Origin of the sequence: Polaribacter dokdonensis, assembly GCF_024362345.1 — a bacterium.
Classification (GTDB): domain Bacteria; phylum Bacteroidota; class Bacteroidia; order Flavobacteriales; family Flavobacteriaceae; genus Polaribacter; species Polaribacter dokdonensis.
This window is the reverse complement of sequence record NZ_CP101505.1, coordinates 570,221-585,079: the sequence shown is the minus strand read 5'-3', so window position 1 is coordinate 585,079 and position 14,859 is coordinate 570,221. Positions and strand designations below refer to the sequence as shown.

The window sequence follows — 14,859 nt, the reverse complement described above, 5'->3', positions numbered from 1 at the left end:
TTTTTTATTTTCTAGGATGATAAGTTTCTACAACTTTTTTTAAGTAACTATTATCTAAGTGTACATAAACTTCTGTAGTTGTAATACTTTCATGACCCAACATTTGTTGTATGGCTCTTAAATCTGCTCCATTTTTTAATAAATGCGTTGCAAATGAATGTCTTAAAGTATGAGGGCTAATTTTTTTATTCAAATCAATTTTTACGGCTAAATCTTTTAGAATGGTAAAAATCATTTGTCTAGATAAACCTTTACCTCTTCTATTTAAAAACAAAGTATCTTCAAAAGTTTTAGCAGGTTTTAACTGATTTCTTATTTGATTGATATAAGTAGTTATAAACTTCATAGCATTGTAATGAATAGGTACAAAGCGTTCCTTGTTCCCTTTTCCTGTCACTTTTATAAAACCTTCATCAAAGAATAAATCAGAAATTTTAAGTGTTATTAATTCAGTAACTCGTAAACCACAACTATACATGGTTTCTAATATGGTTCTATTACGTTCTCCTTGAGGATGACTTAAATCTATAGATTGAATTAAGGCATTAATTTCATCCTCAGAAAGCGTATCTGGAAGTTTTCTACCAATTTTAGGCGCTTCTATTAAGTCTGTAGGATTTGTTTGTCTGTAATCTTCAAATACCAAGTAATCAAAAAAACTGCGTAAGCCAGATATTATTCTAGCTTGACTTCTAGGATTAACTTGCTTAGCAATTTCATAGATAAATTGCTGAATAATCTCTTTATCTATAGTTATTGGAGATAATTTGATATCATTTTGATCTAGATAGTTGGTGAGCTTAACTAAATCTCTTGAGTAACTATCTATGGTGTTTTTAGATAAACCTCTTTCTATCTTTAGAAACAATTTATAATCTCTTATGGCATTCTTCCAATTCATCAGCAACTAAAATAAATAAAAAAACCATCCAAAATTGGATGGTTTGTAAATATTGTTATGATATGTTTATAAAGTCTCAGAGTAACTTCCTCCTTTAGGTTGTAAATCACCTGTTATAATCATTATTAAATCAATGATATACCAAATTCCAAAGCCACCTAAGGTTATCAATTTTAGAATTCCTAAAAGGGTATAACCTAAATAAAACCTATCAATACCTAAACCTCCTAAAAATACAGAAAGTAATAAAGCTGTTGTTTGGCTTTTACCTGAACTTGCAGCAGATGCAAAAGAAGTAACTTCAGCTTTCTCTACTTTATCGCCTTTAACGATTTCTACTGTCTTAGTTTTCTTTTTTACAGGAAAAGATGCTTCAGCATTGAATGAAAACGCTAAAAAAGCAATTAAAAATGTGTAAATAGTTAATGATTTTTTCATAATAACAAGTATATTTTAGTTAATTTGTCTCTAAAGTAATCAAAAATCATATATGAAAGCTCGTTTTTATTTATTAATTTATTTGTGCTCTATTTTTAATATAGCTTCTCAAGAATCAAAAAAGTTTGATTATGAGTTACTTGGTGCTATTGTTTTAGATGAAAATCAACTAATTTCTTATAAAGTACAATTTAACGTAGAAAAAAATAATTTCATAGAAGGTTATTCTTTAACAGATATAGATGGTGAAAATGAAACCAAATCTTATATAAGAGGTTATTACAATGATAAGACCGATAAAATTCAATTTAAAGAAAGTGATATTTTGTACACAAAATCTAAATTTTTACCAGAAGAATTTTGCTTTGTAAGTTTTGAAGGTAAGTTTAAAAGTGCTTCCAATAAAAAACTTCTAGAAGGTAAATTTGTGGGTATTTATGATGATAAAGATACTTGTGCTACAGGTGAAATTAAGTTAGTTGGCAAAAGTTTTATTAAAAAGAAAATAAAGAAAGTTTATAAAAAAATTAAAAAGGTAAAGAGAGTAGATAGTATTACAAAAGAGAGTTTAAAGCCTGAAAACTATCTGAAGAAATTTAGTGAAACTAAAATTAAATCTGGAGAAAAGGTATCCGTTTTTGTTTATACCAGTAGATTAAAAATCGATATTTGGGATTATGGTATTGAAGATGGAGATATCATTACAATTTTACAAAATGATAAGCCTATATTAGAAAATATTAAAGTTTCTAGACGTAAGCAATCATTTACGTTAAACCTTGATCAGAAAGAAAATGAATTTAAAATTGTTACAGTTAACTCTGGTAAATTAGAAACAAATACAACAAAACTAAAATTATACGATTTTAGAAGAGAATATGAGGTAGTTGCAAGTTTAAAAGAAGGTGAAGCAGCTATTATTAATATTGTTAGACTAAGAGTTCCTACAAAAAAATAAATCAACTTAAAAACTAGACTTTTATTAACGTTATAAAGAATAGCGATTGAGTTAATTGATATTTTCAATTTCTGATACTTTCGCTGTATAATTTAAAATTAATAATTATGAAAAAAGTAATTTTAGTATGTGCTTTAGTTTTAAGCAGTTTAGCAGCAAGTGCACAATTTACAGTAAGTGTTAATGGAGGTTTACCAGTAGGAGATGTAGAAGATTTTAGCTCTTTTGCCTTAAGTGGTGATGTAGGCTATGCATTTGCAACAGATAATAATTTAATGCTAGGAGTTTCAGCGGGTTTTATTAATTATTTTGGTAAAGAGTATGACTTTTTAGGAACAACAGTAGAAGCAGAATCAATTCAGTTTCTGCCAGTAGCAGGTTCTTTACATTATAGATTATCTAATAATTTTTCTGTAGGCTCTAAAGTTGGTTACGCATTTGGAATTAATGATGGTAATGATGGTGGTTTCTATTACAAACCTATGTTAAGTTATATGGTTGGTGAAGCTACAAGTTTATCTTTATTTTACGAAGGTATTACTGATGACGGTTTTAACGCCAATAACGTAGGTTTAGGGTTTACGTTTGGTTTATAAGTCAAAAAACATATAAATAATAGGAGGCCTTAAGCCTCCTTTTTTTATGGAAAATAATTGTATTTTTGATATTATGAAATTAATCATCATTAACGGACCAAACCTAAATCTTTTGGGTAAACGTGAGCCAGAAATTTATGGATCACAAACTTTTGAAGAATACTTTAGAACTTTACAAATGAAGTTTGATAGTGTAGAGCTTACGTACTTTCAATCTAATATAGAAGGTGAAATTATAGATAAGTTACATGAAGTTGGTTTTAATTATGATGGTATAATACTTAATGCTGCAGCTTATACACATACCTCTGTTGGAATTGGAGATGCTGTAAAAGGTATAGAAACACCTGTTGTTGAGTTGCATATTTCTAATGTACATGCTCGTGAAGATTTTAGACACAAGAGTTTTATAGCACCAGCTGCAAAAGGAGTTTTATTTGGCTTTGGCTTAAAAGGGTATGAATTAGCTATTCAAAGTTTTTTGTAAGCATTATAATGCTAATATCATTTTAATATCTGCTCTTTCATAATGTGAATTCTCTTCTACAGGAATTTCTATAAAACCCATTTTTTTGTACAAATGAATTGCAGTTTCTAGAGATCTGTGTGAGTAAAGAATAATATTATCCCATTTTTTTGATTGAGCGAAAGCTATACAATGATTCACTAGTTCCTTACCAATTTTTAAACCCTGAAACTTTGGATCTACTGCCATTTTACTTAGTTCAAAAAATGTTTTTTGGTTAATAAGCGAAACTACACCAACAATTTCGTTTTTATATTTCGCAAAGAAAATATAACCACCTTCAGCTATAATGTATGTATTAGGCTGGCTTAAAACCTTTTCATCATAAGGTTCTATATAAAAATACTTTTTTAACCAAGCAGCATTTAAATCATAAAACTGTTGTGAATATTCCTCTTTAAATGGTATAATTTCTAAATCTGGGTTCATTTGCTCATTACATTAGGAATTAGAACTATAAAATTTTGATAGATATAAATACCTCACTATAAATAAAATCAAAAGTGGTAATATAGATAAAGGTAGTAATTGAATTCCTGCAATCCATATTATAGGTATTATACAAAGTAGTACAACCAAAAGCTTAAAATACTTCGAAAACCAATCTTTTTTTCTCTTTTTAATTAATAAAAAAGCCATAATTACATTAGGTGCAAAAGCCCATAAAGCATTAAAGTTGTTAGGTGTTGTAGAATGGTCTGTAAAGAACCATAAAAAAATAATTAGAGTTCCTAAAACTCCAGTTATAAATAATAATGTAAAGTCTAGAACAATGTTTCTAGAGTTGTTTTTATAATCTTTAAAGGTTAAGATTAAACCTATGACAGCTAAAAGACTAAAAATTAATAACGGATTTAACAAGGAGCTAGATTGTTTTAGTTCTTTATACTCAAGAATTGTAGTTTCTTTTTTAACTAAATCGACTGTTTTATTTTCTAATTGTCTATTGCTGTTCTTAAAAATAGAATAGACATAATCTGGTAAATACATATATTCTTTAAAGTCTGCTTTTCTATCTAATTTACTACCTAGAGCTAAATTAATTCCAAAACTACCCCAAGTATTCCAAGGTATTTCTCTGTTCATTAATTGACGAAAAGATAAGTCTGTTTCTATATTTCCATCATTCCAATTCACTTTACCTTTTAAAACTTCCTCAGTAATATCTCTTAATTTTGTGGCACAATTATTAAAATAAGGATCATAGAAATAAGAAGCATTGTTGGGTGCAGCATTCCTTTCTAAATAAACAAAAAAGGCTTGTCTTTCATCTCTTGTTAAATTTAATACTTGCTCATTTACCCGACGTTTATCTTTATTATAACTTCTTAGAAAATAATCAAATCTGTATCTACCTAACTTGTAAATTAATTTTCCTTTCGTAAAATTACTATAGAAATTAGGTGCATTAAAATCGAACATTCCATAATTATAAATTAGATCTAGCTGTAAAACAGGATCTTTAATACGCAAAGCAGAATGCCCAAAGGCTTCATATAATTCAGTTCCTGGGCCAGCAGTTACTATGCTAATTTCTGAATAGACAGAAAGTTGCAATTGCCCATAGTTTTGTTTAGCAAAAAGTATAAACAGTATGTAGATAAAGTATTTTTTCTTCATGTAATGTTATCTTCTAAAAAAAGTATAATCAAAAGTTATAGAGAAAATGTTCGAAAAAAGTGCATTACCAACACTACCAATGTTAGTTAAAGCATAATCTACTTGAATTCCTTTATAATTAAAACCTACACCAAAGTTAGGTTGGGTAGATAATGATTTAGAATTATCAAACTCTGTTGTATATTGAAAATTACCAACACCAAGTCTTAAATAAACCAATTTTTCATAATCTAACTGTAACCCAAGTGCAGGATCTATACTTGCTATTTTTGATGAAAAAATATCGTTAGTTTGCTCAAACCTAATATTTAAATCAAATTCTGACTGTAGGTTAAAAAAACGCCCAATCTTAAAATCTTTGGCAACTCCTAATTGTACTTTTGGTTTGGTAATTTCTGTAGTTTCTGGTAATTCTTGATTTTGACCAGGAATTGCATTTCGAATACTTTCAAACTCTTCTTCATCAATAGCCCAACTATTATAAGTTGTTGTAATATCTCTAGCCATAATTCCAAATTTCCAAGAGTTTCTTTCAAACTGAAGACCAACATCAAAACCAAAACCCCAAGAAGCAGCAAAATCTCCAATAATTCTACGAATCAATTTTGCATTTACACCTAGTTTTAAATCTTTAAAAATTAAGTTTCTAGCATAAGAAAAATTAAAAGCATAGTCAGCAGCAGAAAAAAGGCTAATTCTATTAAAATCTATATTACCATCATTGTCTATTAAAGCTGTTGTGTTTAAAATATCATCAACCCCAAAACGAATTACAGAAATTCCGATTGCACTTTCTTTATCAATAGGCATTGCAAAGGCTGCATGATTGTAATTGGCAATACCTGCAAAATAAGAGGAGTGCATTAATGAACCTTGATAATCTTCGATACCTACTAAACCAGCAGGATTCCAATAACTTGCATTTACATTATTTGTTGTAGCTACTACAGCTTTGCCCATACCTAGAGCAGCTGCATCTACACCTATATTTAAGAATTCGTTGGAATAATTTCTAAATGCTTGTGCATTTAAAAGAGAAGATAATAGAATACCAAAAAGTAAAAATTTGTATTTCACAAAATTTAAAATTACCGATAACAAATATCGAAAAACCTACTAAAATAACAGTTCTTTTTAACAGATATTGTTTAGGGCATATCAATATTAATGTTTCTGTTGATAAACCTTGCTATTCTTTCTTCGAGCCAAGTATTCTCTGAAGGTTTGAATGAAGACATAAAACCACAATGGCCTCCATATTTTGTAATTTCTAAAAAGAAGTTTTCAGAATTTTTGGCTTCTTCTTTTGGGTAGCATTCTTTAGATAGAAAGGTATCGTCTTTTGCGTTAATTAATAATGTTGGTTTGTTTATTGCTGAGATGTAAGGTTTTGAACTCGCTTTTTGCCAATAATCTTCTGGACTTTCAAACCCAAAAACAGGCACTGTATATAAATGTTCTAAATGTTTAAACTTTGTAGCTTTAAAAAGTTTGTCTTTATCTAACTGAAATTCAGGATGTTTGTGTGCTTTTTCTAAAATCTTATTCTTCATGGTTTTAAAAAACACTTCCATGTACAACTTGTTTTTTAATTTATCCATTTCTTTTTCTGCAGAAGCAATATCTATGGGTACAGAACATGCAATTCCACCTTTAATTTCAGATGGCAAATCTGTACCTTTTTCACCAATATATTTTAGTGTTAAATTACCTCCTAAGCTAAAACCTATTATTACAATATTGTCATAGTTATATTTATCTAAAATATGGTTAATTACAAAGTTTACATCTTCTGTTTTTCCACTATGATAAGTGGCTAGTAAATTATTATCTTCTCCACTACAACCTCTTAAATTTAAGCAGACAGCGTCTAAATATTTATCATTTAAATGCTTAATTGTGGCTGTTATGTAGCTAGAAGATGAGCTGCCTTCTAAACCATGTATAAGAACAGCTAGAGTTTTGGAACCTACCTTAGAAAAATCTAAATCTATAAAATCGTTATCCCAAGTATATAAACGTTCACGATCATAGTTTACAGATCCTTTCATAAATAAAGGTCTATACATGGTGTTAAAATGTCCGTTTCTAAATGGAATTGTTGGCAAAAAATTAGAAGGTAAAATTGGCATCTGTAAATTTATATTACAAATATGACAAAAATTTAACAATATCGAAAACAAGACAATTTGCTTTTATTACTTTAGCGATAACAAAAAAAACTGAAATGAATATTAAAAAACATATACCTAACTTAATTACTTTAGGTAATTTATTTTGTGGAACAATAGCTACTATATATGCTGTGTCTAGTAACTTTACATATGCTGCCTTATTTGTAGTTTTAGGTATTATTCTTGATTTTTTTGATGGTTTTGTTGCTAGATTATTGAATGTTTCTGGAGAATTAGGTAAACAGCTAGATTCTTTAGCAGACATGGTTACAAGTGGAGTAGTGCCTGGTGTAATTATTTTTAAATTAATAGATTTAAACCTTTATGCAGAAACAGCTGTTTACAATAGTTCTTTAATTGATGTTTCATTATTTGGTTTACTATTAACCTTAGCAGCTTGTTATAGATTGGCAAATTTTAATTTAGATACTAGACAATCTGACTCATTTATAGGTTTACCAACACCTGCAATGTGTTTATTTGTAATATCATTACCATTAATTTACGAAAATTCTAATATTGATTTTGTAAATGATTTAATTGCTAGTAACTACTTTTTAATTTTTGTAACCTGTACATTAAGTTATTTAATGAATGCAGAAATTCCTTTATTTTCTTTAAAGTTAAAAGACTTTTCTTTGCAAAAGAACTGGTTTGTGTATTTGTTTTTAATCATTTCTTTAAGTCTAATAATTTTCTTAAATTACATATCTATACCAATAATTATAATCTTGTATGTTCTATTATCAATTATAAAGAATATAAATACTAATAAAAAATAAATGATTACTGCAAATCCCCCAGAAAACGAAGTTGAAAGACTGAAATCTTTACAGAATTATAAAATTTTAGATTCTTTACCAGAAGAAGATTATGATGCCATTGCTAAAATAGCTTCTAGTATTTGTAATACACCAATAGCACTTATTTCTCTAGTAGATAAAGATAGGCAATGGTTTAAAGCTAATCATGGTTTAGATGCTAAACAAACACCAAGAGATTTAGCATTTTGTGCTCATAGTATTTTGGAGCCAAATGATTTGTTTATAGTAAATGATGCTACAAAAGACGAACGTTTTTTTGATAATCCATTAACTACTGGAGATCCGAATGTTATTTTTTATGCTGGTGCATCTTTAAACACTTCAGATGGTTATCCTTTAGGTACTTTGTGTGTAATAGATAATGAGCCAAAAGTATTATCTGAAGAACAAAAAGACGCTTTAAAATTGCTTGCCAATCAAGTAGTTAATTTACTAGAATTAAGAAAGAAAAATCGAGAATTAGAAAAGGTAAACAAAGAAGTTTCTAGTTTAAACGAGCAACTTAACAATTTTGCATATCGATTAACACACGATTTAAAATCACCTATAAATGGTGTGAATTTTTTGGTAGATGTCTTAAAAACAGATCATGCTGCACTTTTTGATAATCAAGAAGCTAAAGATTATTTAGGGCTTATTTCTAATAGAATGGGTTATATGAGTAATCTTGTAGATGATATTTTACATTACACAAAGGTGAATAATGAAAATATTATTTATAGCAAGTTCAGCCTTAAAGATACTGTAGCAAGTATTGTAAATAATATAGATTTTGAGAACTTAGTGACTTGCTCTTATAATCTTGTAAGTGATGCTGTTGTAAGTTCAAAAATAGGGGTGATGCAGGTGTTTCAAAACTTAATATCTAATTCTATTAAATTTTCTGACAAGGAAAAGGTTGCCTTATCAATAGAACTTAAGAAGGATTCAGATTATTATCATTTTATATATTGTGATAATGGACCAGGAATTCCAGTAAAGTACAGAGAAAAAGTTTTTAATATGTTTGAAACGCTCTCTAATGAGCAAAATAATAGTACAGGTATTGGTTTAACAACTGTAAAGTCTATTATTGAAAGGCTAGGAGGTACTTGTTCTTTAGAAGAGCCTAAAGAAAATAATACAGGTATTTGCTTTCACTTTAAAATATTGATTAAAGACATTACAACTTAAAAAGTATGTTTAAATCTGTTCGATCTTTTATTGGTGCTAAAAATTATAAAGAGTCTTTAGAGTTCTATAAAGATTTAGGTTTTAAAGAATTAACATTATCTGATACAATGACTTATTTTTCAATTAGTGAAGACCTAGGTTTTTATTTGCAAAAGGCATTCGTAAAGGATTGGGTAGATAATTCAATGTTATTTTTAGAAGTAGAAGATTTAGAAAATTATTTAGACAATTTAAAATCAAAAAATCTTACTCAAAAATATAAAAAAGTTAGGCTTTCTGAAATTGTAATAAATGATTGGGGTAAAGAATTCTTTTTGCATGATCCATCAGGAATTCTTTGGCATATAGGAAATTTTAAGAACTAAAAACTCGCTTCTTTTTCAATTCAAAATCTTTTCCTAAATAAACCTTTCTAACCATTTCATCTGCAGCTAATTCTTCAGGAGTTCCTTCTTTTAAAATACTACCATTATACATTAAATAAGTCTTATCTGTAATGGCTAATGTTGCTTGTACATCATGATCTGTTATAAGAATACCAATATTCTTATTCTTTAATTGAGCAACAATGCTCTGTATGTCTTCTACAGCAATTGGATCTACACCTGCAAAAGGTTCATCTAATAGAATAAATTTAGGATCAGAAGCTAAACAACGTGCAATTTCTGTTCTTCTACGTTCACCTCCAGACAATAAATCACCTCTGTTTTTACGAACATGACCAATATTAAATTCATCTATTAAAGATTCTAATTTCATTTTCTGCTCTTTTTTAGAAAGATCAGTAAATTGAAGTACAGACATAATATTATCTTCTACAGATAATTTTCTAAAGACAGAGGCTTCTTGAGCTAAATAACCAATTCCTTTTTGTGCACGTTTGTACATTGGGTCTTTGGTTATCTCTAAATCATTCAAAAATATTTGACCAGAGTTTGGTTTTATCATTCCAACTATCATATAAAATGAAGTTGTTTTACCAGCACCATTAGGTCCAAGTAAACCAATAATTTCACCTTGCTGAACTTCTAGAGAAATGCCTTTAACAACCTTTCTGCTTCCATAAAGTTTTTGAATATTATCTGCTCTTAATATCATAGAATTGAATCAATCTTTTTTGAGTACTAGGTAAAAATAGGTAATCTAAAACAAAATCCTCTTAACAGAATCTTAAACATTACCCTTCATTAAAATGATTTATTCATTTTCTAAAGCTTCCCAATATTCTACAGCTCTTCTTAAATGAGGAATTACAATAGTACCTCCAATAAGGTTAGCTATAGATAAAGTTTCCATAACTTCTTCTTTAGTTACTCCATTTTTCATAGAAGCTTCTAAATGATACTGTACACAATCATCACATCTTAAAACCATAGAAGCCACTAAACCTAGTAATTCTTTGGTTTTAACAGGTAAATGACCTTCCTTAAAGGCATTAGTGTCTAGGTTAAAAATTCGTTTTATAACTTTATTATCTGAGGCTAAAATTTTATCGTTCATCTTCTGACGATAATCATTAAATTCCTTAACTTTTGTTGGCATTCTTTTCTTGATTTTTTATAACTCTTGCTGAAACTCTTATACTTATTTCGTATAAAATTAAAATTGGTATTGCTACAATTACCTGACTTGCAACATCTGGAGGAGTAATAATGGCAGCTAATATAAGTACCACTACTAATGCATGCTTTCTATATTTTCTTAAAAATGCTGGCGTAATTAAACCAATTTTGGTTAAGAAATAAATTAAAACAGGCAATTCAAATAAAACAGATACTCCTAATAACATGTTGGTTACTAATCCTATATGAGATTCTAAAGTGAAACTATTTTCTATAGCCTCTGTAATTTGATAATTATATAAAAATTGAATTGATATTGGTGCAATTACATAGAAGCTAAAAAACACACCTATAAAAAATAGAAACGAGGCAATTAAAATAAACCCTCTAGATTTTTTAATTTCTCTTTCTGTTAATCCTGGAGAAATAAATCGCCAAATTTCCCATAAGATATATGGAAAAGCTACTATAACACCCAATATTAATGAAGACCAAATAGAATTCATTAGTTGCGATGTTACTTTTATACTTTGTAATTTTTTCTCTCCAAAGTTGATGCTACAAAAAGCACTATCCATCCCAAAAAGATCAAAAAAATCACAAAATAATTGATAAGTGATAAAGTCTGGCTGAAGATGTGCTAAAAGGAAATGGGTGTAAACTTGCTTCGCAAATACAAAGAAAACAATTGCCAGCAAAAATATTGCAGCAGCACTTCTTACCAAATGCCATCTTAATTCTTCTAAATGTCCTAAAAAAGACATTTCTTTTTGTTCTGCAGCCATTAAAAGATTCCTTCTTTTATTAAATCATGCAAATGTACAACACCTGCGTAATTATTGTTATCATCTACAGCTAAAATTTGTGTGATACTATCATTTTCTAAAGCCTCTAAAGCTTCAATAGCCATTGCATCAGAATGAATAGTTTTTGGGTTTTTACCCATAATATCTTTAGCTGTAAAATTTTCTATTTGAGTAGTTTTTGTTAGCATTCTTCTAATGTCTCCATCAGTTATAATTCCAACAATTGTATCATTTTGAATAACAGCAGTAACTCCAAGTCTTTTTTCTGATATTTCAACAATTACTTTAGCAATTGAATCATTTTTATCCACTTTAGGCAACTCGTTATTCTTAATTAAATCAGAAACACGTAAGTACAATCTTTTACCTAAAGCGCCTCCTGGATGATATTTGGCAAAGTCCTTACTTGTAAATCCTTTTAAATCTAGCAGACAAACTGCAAGAGCATCACCCATAACTAATTGTGCTGTAGTACTTGTTGTTGGAGCCAAGTTATTAGGGCAAGCCTCTTTTTCAACGTACGTATTTAATACAAAGTCTGCATTAGTACCTAAGAAAGAATCTACATTTCCTGTAATAGCAATAACCTTGTTCCCATAATTTTTAATTAATGGAAGTAATACTTTAATTTCTGGCGTATTTCCACTTTTAGAAATGCAAATAACCACATCATCTTCCAATACATTACCTAAATCGCCATGTATAGCATCTGCAGCGTGCATAAAAACAGCTGGTGTTCCTGTAGAATTAAAAGTTGCTACTATTTTTGTAGCAATATTCGCGCTCTTTCCAATACCAGTAATTATAACTCTTCCTTTTGAATTATAAATGCAATTAATTGCATTCTCAAAGTTAATATCTACTAGTTCTGCCATTTGTGAAATAGCTTTACTTTCTGCTAAAATTGTCTGTTTAGCATTGGCAATAATTGTTGATTTATCTTTCAAGTTTTATATTTTTTTCAGAATAAAAAAAAGTTATATCTTTAGGTATACGAAACAGGCAAATTTACTATAAAATTAGCTTTCATCAAACTATATAGTTTGTGGTTTCTATTTTCTTTTCAATCAAATAAATATTTATATGGATTTACATGGTCCTCTAAAAAAGTTTTTTGGATTTAATAAATTTAAAGGATTACAAGAACAGGTTATAAAAAGTATTGTAGAAAACAATAATACGTTTGTTATAATGCCTACAGGTGGTGGTAAATCTTTGTGTTACCAATTACCTGCTTTGATGAAGGAAGGAACTGCAATTGTGGTATCTCCATTAATTGCTTTAATGAAAAATCAAGTAGATGCTATTAGAGGTATTTCTGAAGAGCATGGAGTTGCTCATGTTTTAAATTCATCTTTGAATAAAACCGAAGTTGCCCAAGTTAAAGCTGATATTGCAAACGGAATTACAAAACTTTTATACGTAGCTCCAGAATCATTAATTAAAGAAGAATACGTTACCTTTTTAAGAACTCAAACTATTTCTTTTGTAGCCATTGATGAAGCTCATTGTATTTCTGAATGGGGTCACGATTTTAGACCTGAATACAGAAATCTAAAACACATTATTAAAGCAATTGATAATGTACCTGTAATTTGTTTAACAGCAACTGCTACAGAAAAGGTTCAAGAAGATATTTTAAAAACGTTAGGAATTACAGATGCCAATAGATTCAAAGCATCTTTTAATAGACCGAATTTATTTTATGAGGTAAGACCTAAAACTAAAGAAGTAGAAAAAGATATTATTCGATTTGTTAAACAAAGAGAAGGTAAATCTGGAATTATTTATTGCTTAAGTAGAAAGAAGGTTGAGGAAATTGCCCAAATTCTGCAAGTAAATGGTATTAAAGCAGTTCCTTATCATGCAGGTTTAGATGCTAAAACAAGGGTGAAGCATCAAGACATGTTCTTAATGGAAGATTGTGATGTTGTTGTTGCTACAATTGCATTTGGAATGGGAATAGATAAACCAGATGTACGTTATGTAATTCATCATGATATACCAAAAAGTTTAGAAAGTTATTATCAAGAAACTGGTAGAGCAGGTAGAGATGATGGAGAAGGATATTGTTTAGCATTCTATGCCTATAAAGACATTGAGAAATTAGAAAAGTTTATGGCTAGTAAACCAGTAGCAGAGCAAGAAATTGGTCATGCATTGCTGCAAGAAGTAGTTGGTTATGCAGAAACTTCTATGAATAGGCGTAAATATTTACTGCACTATTTTGGAGAAGATTTTGATGAAGTAAATGGAGAAGGTGCTGATATGGATGATAATTCTAGAAATCCTAAGAAAAAGCATGAAGCCAAAGAAGATGTAGTTATCTTATTGAACGTAATTAAAAACACCTTACAAAAGTATAAATCTAAAGAAGTTGTAAATACAATTGTTGGTAAAGAAAACGCATTGCTTACCTCACACAAAACACATTTACAACCATTTTTCGGAATTGGTAAAAGTAAAACTGCTGCTTATTGGATGGCTTTGATTCGTCAGATCTTGGTGGTGAATTATATCAAGAAAGAAATTGAGCAATATGGAGTAATTAAAATCACAAAAGAGGGTGAACGTTATTTAGAGAATCCAACTTCATTTATGATGACTGAAGATCATGCTTATAATGAAGAAAATGATAATGCAATTATTACCAACGCAAAATCATTAGGTGGAGTTACAGATGAAAAATTGGTAAAACTACTTAGAGACTTGCGTAAAAAAGTGGCTATGAAACAAGGAGTGCCTCCTTTTGCAGTTTTCCAAGATCCATCTTTAGATGATATGGCTTTAAAGTATCCTGTTAATTTAGATGAATTATCTAAAGTGCATGGAGTAGGTGAAGGTAAAGCAAGAAAGTTTGGTAAAGATTTTGTAAAATTAATAGAAACTTACGTAGAAGAAAATGATGTTTTAAGACCTGATGATTTAATTGTAAAGAGTACAGGTGTTAATTCTGGTTTAAAACTATATATCATTCAGAATACAGATAGAAAATTACCTTTAGATGACATTGCAAAATCAAAAGGACTAGAAATTAATGAGCTGATAAAAGAGATGGAAAGAATTATTTTTTCTGGAACTAAATTAGACATTAATTATGCCTTAGATGATTTGTTAGATGAAGATCAGCAAGAAGAAATTCATGATTATTTTATGGAAGCTGAAACTGATAAAATTCAAGAAGCATTAGATGAATTTGATGGTGATTATGATGAGGATGAACTACGATTAATGCGTATTAAATTTATAAACGAAGTTGCGAATTAGGTTTCATAAACACC

17 protein-coding genes are annotated in these 14,859 nt (G+C 29.0%); 7 read left to right on the top strand and 10 right to left on the bottom strand.

What is annotated here, in order from left to right:
* Positions 1-4 precede the first annotated feature (4 nt).
* Positions 5-901 (bottom strand): site-specific tyrosine recombinase XerD, encoded by an 897-nt coding sequence (xerD, locus tag LPB302_RS02740; RefSeq protein ID WP_053974810.1) that lies wholly within the window; start codon positions 899-901, stop codon positions 5-7.
* 66 nt (positions 902-967) lie between these two features.
* Positions 968-1,339 carry a TM2 domain-containing protein gene (locus LPB302_RS02735; protein ID WP_053974809.1) on the bottom strand — a complete coding sequence of 124 codons (372 nt, stop codon included), beginning with the start codon at positions 1,337-1,339 and terminating at the stop codon, positions 968-970.
* Positions 1,340-1,391: 52 nt separating this feature from the next.
* Between LPB302_RS02735 and LPB302_RS02730 the strand changes: the two genes are divergently transcribed.
* From LPB302_RS02730 to aroQ, 3 genes are all read left to right on the top strand, one after another.
* Complete coding sequence (locus LPB302_RS02730; RefSeq protein WP_053974808.1) at positions 1,392-2,297, top strand: hypothetical protein; 906 nt, start codon at positions 1,392-1,394, stop codon at positions 2,295-2,297.
* Positions 2,298-2,404: 107 nt separating this feature from the next.
* Entirely contained in the window at positions 2,405-2,893 is a 489-nt protein-coding gene (locus LPB302_RS02725) for an outer membrane beta-barrel protein (protein WP_053974807.1), read from the top strand.
* 73 nt (positions 2,894-2,966) lie between these two features.
* Positions 2,967-3,380 (top strand): type II 3-dehydroquinate dehydratase, encoded by a 414-nt coding sequence (gene aroQ, locus LPB302_RS02720; RefSeq protein ID WP_053975356.1) that lies wholly within the window; start codon positions 2,967-2,969, stop codon positions 3,378-3,380.
* A 3-nt stretch (positions 3,381-3,383) separates the two neighbouring features.
* On the opposite strand, the gene LPB302_RS02715 is transcribed toward aroQ, so the two are convergent.
* From LPB302_RS02715 to LPB302_RS02700, 4 genes are all read right to left on the bottom strand, one after another.
* Entirely contained in the window at positions 3,384-3,848 is a 465-nt protein-coding gene (locus tag LPB302_RS02715; protein ID WP_053974806.1) for a GNAT family N-acetyltransferase, read from the bottom strand.
* A gap of 12 nt (positions 3,849-3,860) precedes the next feature.
* A complete protein-coding gene (locus LPB302_RS02710) occupies positions 3,861-5,039 on the bottom strand; it encodes a lipoprotein N-acyltransferase Lnb domain-containing protein (RefSeq protein WP_053974805.1) in 1,179 nt (392 codons plus the stop codon).
* 6 nt (positions 5,040-5,045) lie between these two features.
* Positions 5,046-6,116: a putative type IX sorting system protein PorV2 gene (locus tag LPB302_RS02705; protein ID WP_176966495.1), complete on the bottom strand. Its 1,071-nt coding sequence runs from the start codon at positions 6,114-6,116 to the stop codon at positions 5,046-5,048.
* A gap of 71 nt (positions 6,117-6,187) precedes the next feature.
* Positions 6,188-7,171, bottom strand: coding sequence for a YheT family hydrolase (locus LPB302_RS02700; RefSeq protein WP_053974803.1), 984 nt, complete (start codon positions 7,169-7,171; stop codon positions 6,188-6,190).
* 95 nt (positions 7,172-7,266) lie between these two features.
* On the opposite strand from LPB302_RS02700, the gene LPB302_RS02695 reads away from it, so the two are divergent.
* The 3 genes from LPB302_RS02695 to LPB302_RS02685 are packed head-to-tail and all read left to right on the top strand — an operon-like array spanning position 7,267 to position 9,575.
* A complete protein-coding gene (locus LPB302_RS02695; RefSeq protein WP_143032722.1) occupies positions 7,267-7,995 on the top strand; it encodes a CDP-alcohol phosphatidyltransferase family protein in 729 nt (242 codons plus the stop codon).
* The gene (locus tag LPB302_RS02690; protein ID WP_053974802.1) at positions 7,996-9,210 is read left to right on the top strand and encodes a GAF domain-containing sensor histidine kinase; all 1,215 of its coding nucleotides are present in this window, start codon (positions 7,996-7,998) and stop codon (positions 9,208-9,210) included.
* A 5-nt stretch (positions 9,211-9,215) separates the two neighbouring features.
* A complete protein-coding gene (locus LPB302_RS02685; RefSeq protein ID WP_053974801.1) occupies positions 9,216-9,575 on the top strand; it encodes a VOC family protein in 360 nt (119 codons plus the stop codon).
* Here LPB302_RS02685 and lptB read toward each other — a convergent pair.
* The 4 genes from lptB to LPB302_RS02665 form a co-directional block, all read right to left on the bottom strand.
* Positions 9,565-10,308, bottom strand: coding sequence for an LPS export ABC transporter ATP-binding protein (lptB, locus tag LPB302_RS02680; protein ID WP_053974800.1), 744 nt, complete (start codon positions 10,306-10,308; stop codon positions 9,565-9,567). The genes LPB302_RS02685 and lptB overlap by 11 nt on opposite strands.
* Before the next feature lie 99 nt (positions 10,309-10,407).
* A complete protein-coding gene (locus tag LPB302_RS02675) occupies positions 10,408-10,752 on the bottom strand; it encodes a carboxymuconolactone decarboxylase family protein (protein WP_015480262.1) in 345 nt (114 codons plus the stop codon).
* Complete coding sequence (gene tatC, locus LPB302_RS02670) at positions 10,736-11,557, bottom strand: twin-arginine translocase subunit TatC (RefSeq protein ID WP_053974799.1); 822 nt, start codon at positions 11,555-11,557, stop codon at positions 10,736-10,738. The genes LPB302_RS02675 and tatC overlap by 17 nt, the downstream gene beginning before the upstream one ends.
* On the bottom strand, positions 11,557-12,525 hold the full coding sequence (locus tag LPB302_RS02665) for a KpsF/GutQ family sugar-phosphate isomerase (protein WP_053974798.1): 969 nt from the start codon (positions 12,523-12,525) through the stop codon (positions 11,557-11,559). Before LPB302_RS02665 ends, tatC begins: the two co-directional genes overlap by 1 nt.
* 136 nt (positions 12,526-12,661) lie before the next feature.
* On the opposite strand from LPB302_RS02665, the gene LPB302_RS02660 reads away from it, so the two are divergent.
* Positions 12,662-14,845 carry a RecQ family ATP-dependent DNA helicase gene (locus LPB302_RS02660; RefSeq protein WP_053974797.1) on the top strand — a complete coding sequence of 728 codons (2,184 nt, stop codon included), beginning with the start codon at positions 12,662-12,664 and terminating at the stop codon, positions 14,843-14,845.
* Positions 14,846-14,859 lie beyond the last annotated feature (14 nt).

Bases quoted from the DNA above. Each gene is read 5' to 3' on its own strand.
- xerD (WP_053974810.1), bottom strand. From the start codon at position 901: ATGAATTGGAAGAATGCCATAAGAGATTATAAATTGTTTCTAAAGATA.
- LPB302_RS02735 (WP_053974809.1), bottom strand. From the start codon at position 1,339: ATGAAAAAATCATTAACTATTTACACATTTTTAATTGCTTTTTTAGCG.
- LPB302_RS02730 (WP_053974808.1), top strand. From the start codon at position 1,392: ATGAAAGCTCGTTTTTATTTATTAATTTATTTGTGCTCTATTTTTAAT.
- LPB302_RS02725 (WP_053974807.1), top strand. From the start codon at position 2,405: ATGAAAAAAGTAATTTTAGTATGTGCTTTAGTTTTAAGCAGTTTAGCA.
- aroQ (WP_053975356.1), top strand. From the start codon at position 2,967: ATGAAATTAATCATCATTAACGGACCAAACCTAAATCTTTTGGGTAAA.
- LPB302_RS02715 (WP_053974806.1), bottom strand. From the start codon at position 3,848: ATGAACCCAGATTTAGAAATTATACCATTTAAAGAGGAATATTCACAA.
- LPB302_RS02710 (WP_053974805.1), bottom strand. From the start codon at position 5,039: ATGAAGAAAAAATACTTTATCTACATACTGTTTATACTTTTTGCTAAA.
- LPB302_RS02700 (WP_053974803.1), bottom strand. From the start codon at position 7,171: ATGCCAATTTTACCTTCTAATTTTTTGCCAACAATTCCATTTAGAAAC.
- LPB302_RS02695 (WP_143032722.1), top strand. From the start codon at position 7,267: ATGAATATTAAAAAACATATACCTAACTTAATTACTTTAGGTAATTTA.
- LPB302_RS02690 (WP_053974802.1), top strand. From the start codon at position 7,996: ATGATTACTGCAAATCCCCCAGAAAACGAAGTTGAAAGACTGAAATCT.
- LPB302_RS02685 (WP_053974801.1), top strand. From the start codon at position 9,216: ATGTTTAAATCTGTTCGATCTTTTATTGGTGCTAAAAATTATAAAGAG.
- lptB (WP_053974800.1), bottom strand. From the start codon at position 10,308: ATGATATTAAGAGCAGATAATATTCAAAAACTTTATGGAAGCAGAAAG.
- LPB302_RS02675 (WP_015480262.1), bottom strand. From the start codon at position 10,752: ATGCCAACAAAAGTTAAGGAATTTAATGATTATCGTCAGAAGATGAAC.
- tatC (WP_053974799.1), bottom strand. From the start codon at position 11,557: ATGGCTGCAGAACAAAAAGAAATGTCTTTTTTAGGACATTTAGAAGAA.
- LPB302_RS02660 (WP_053974797.1), top strand. From the start codon at position 12,662: ATGGATTTACATGGTCCTCTAAAAAAGTTTTTTGGATTTAATAAATTT.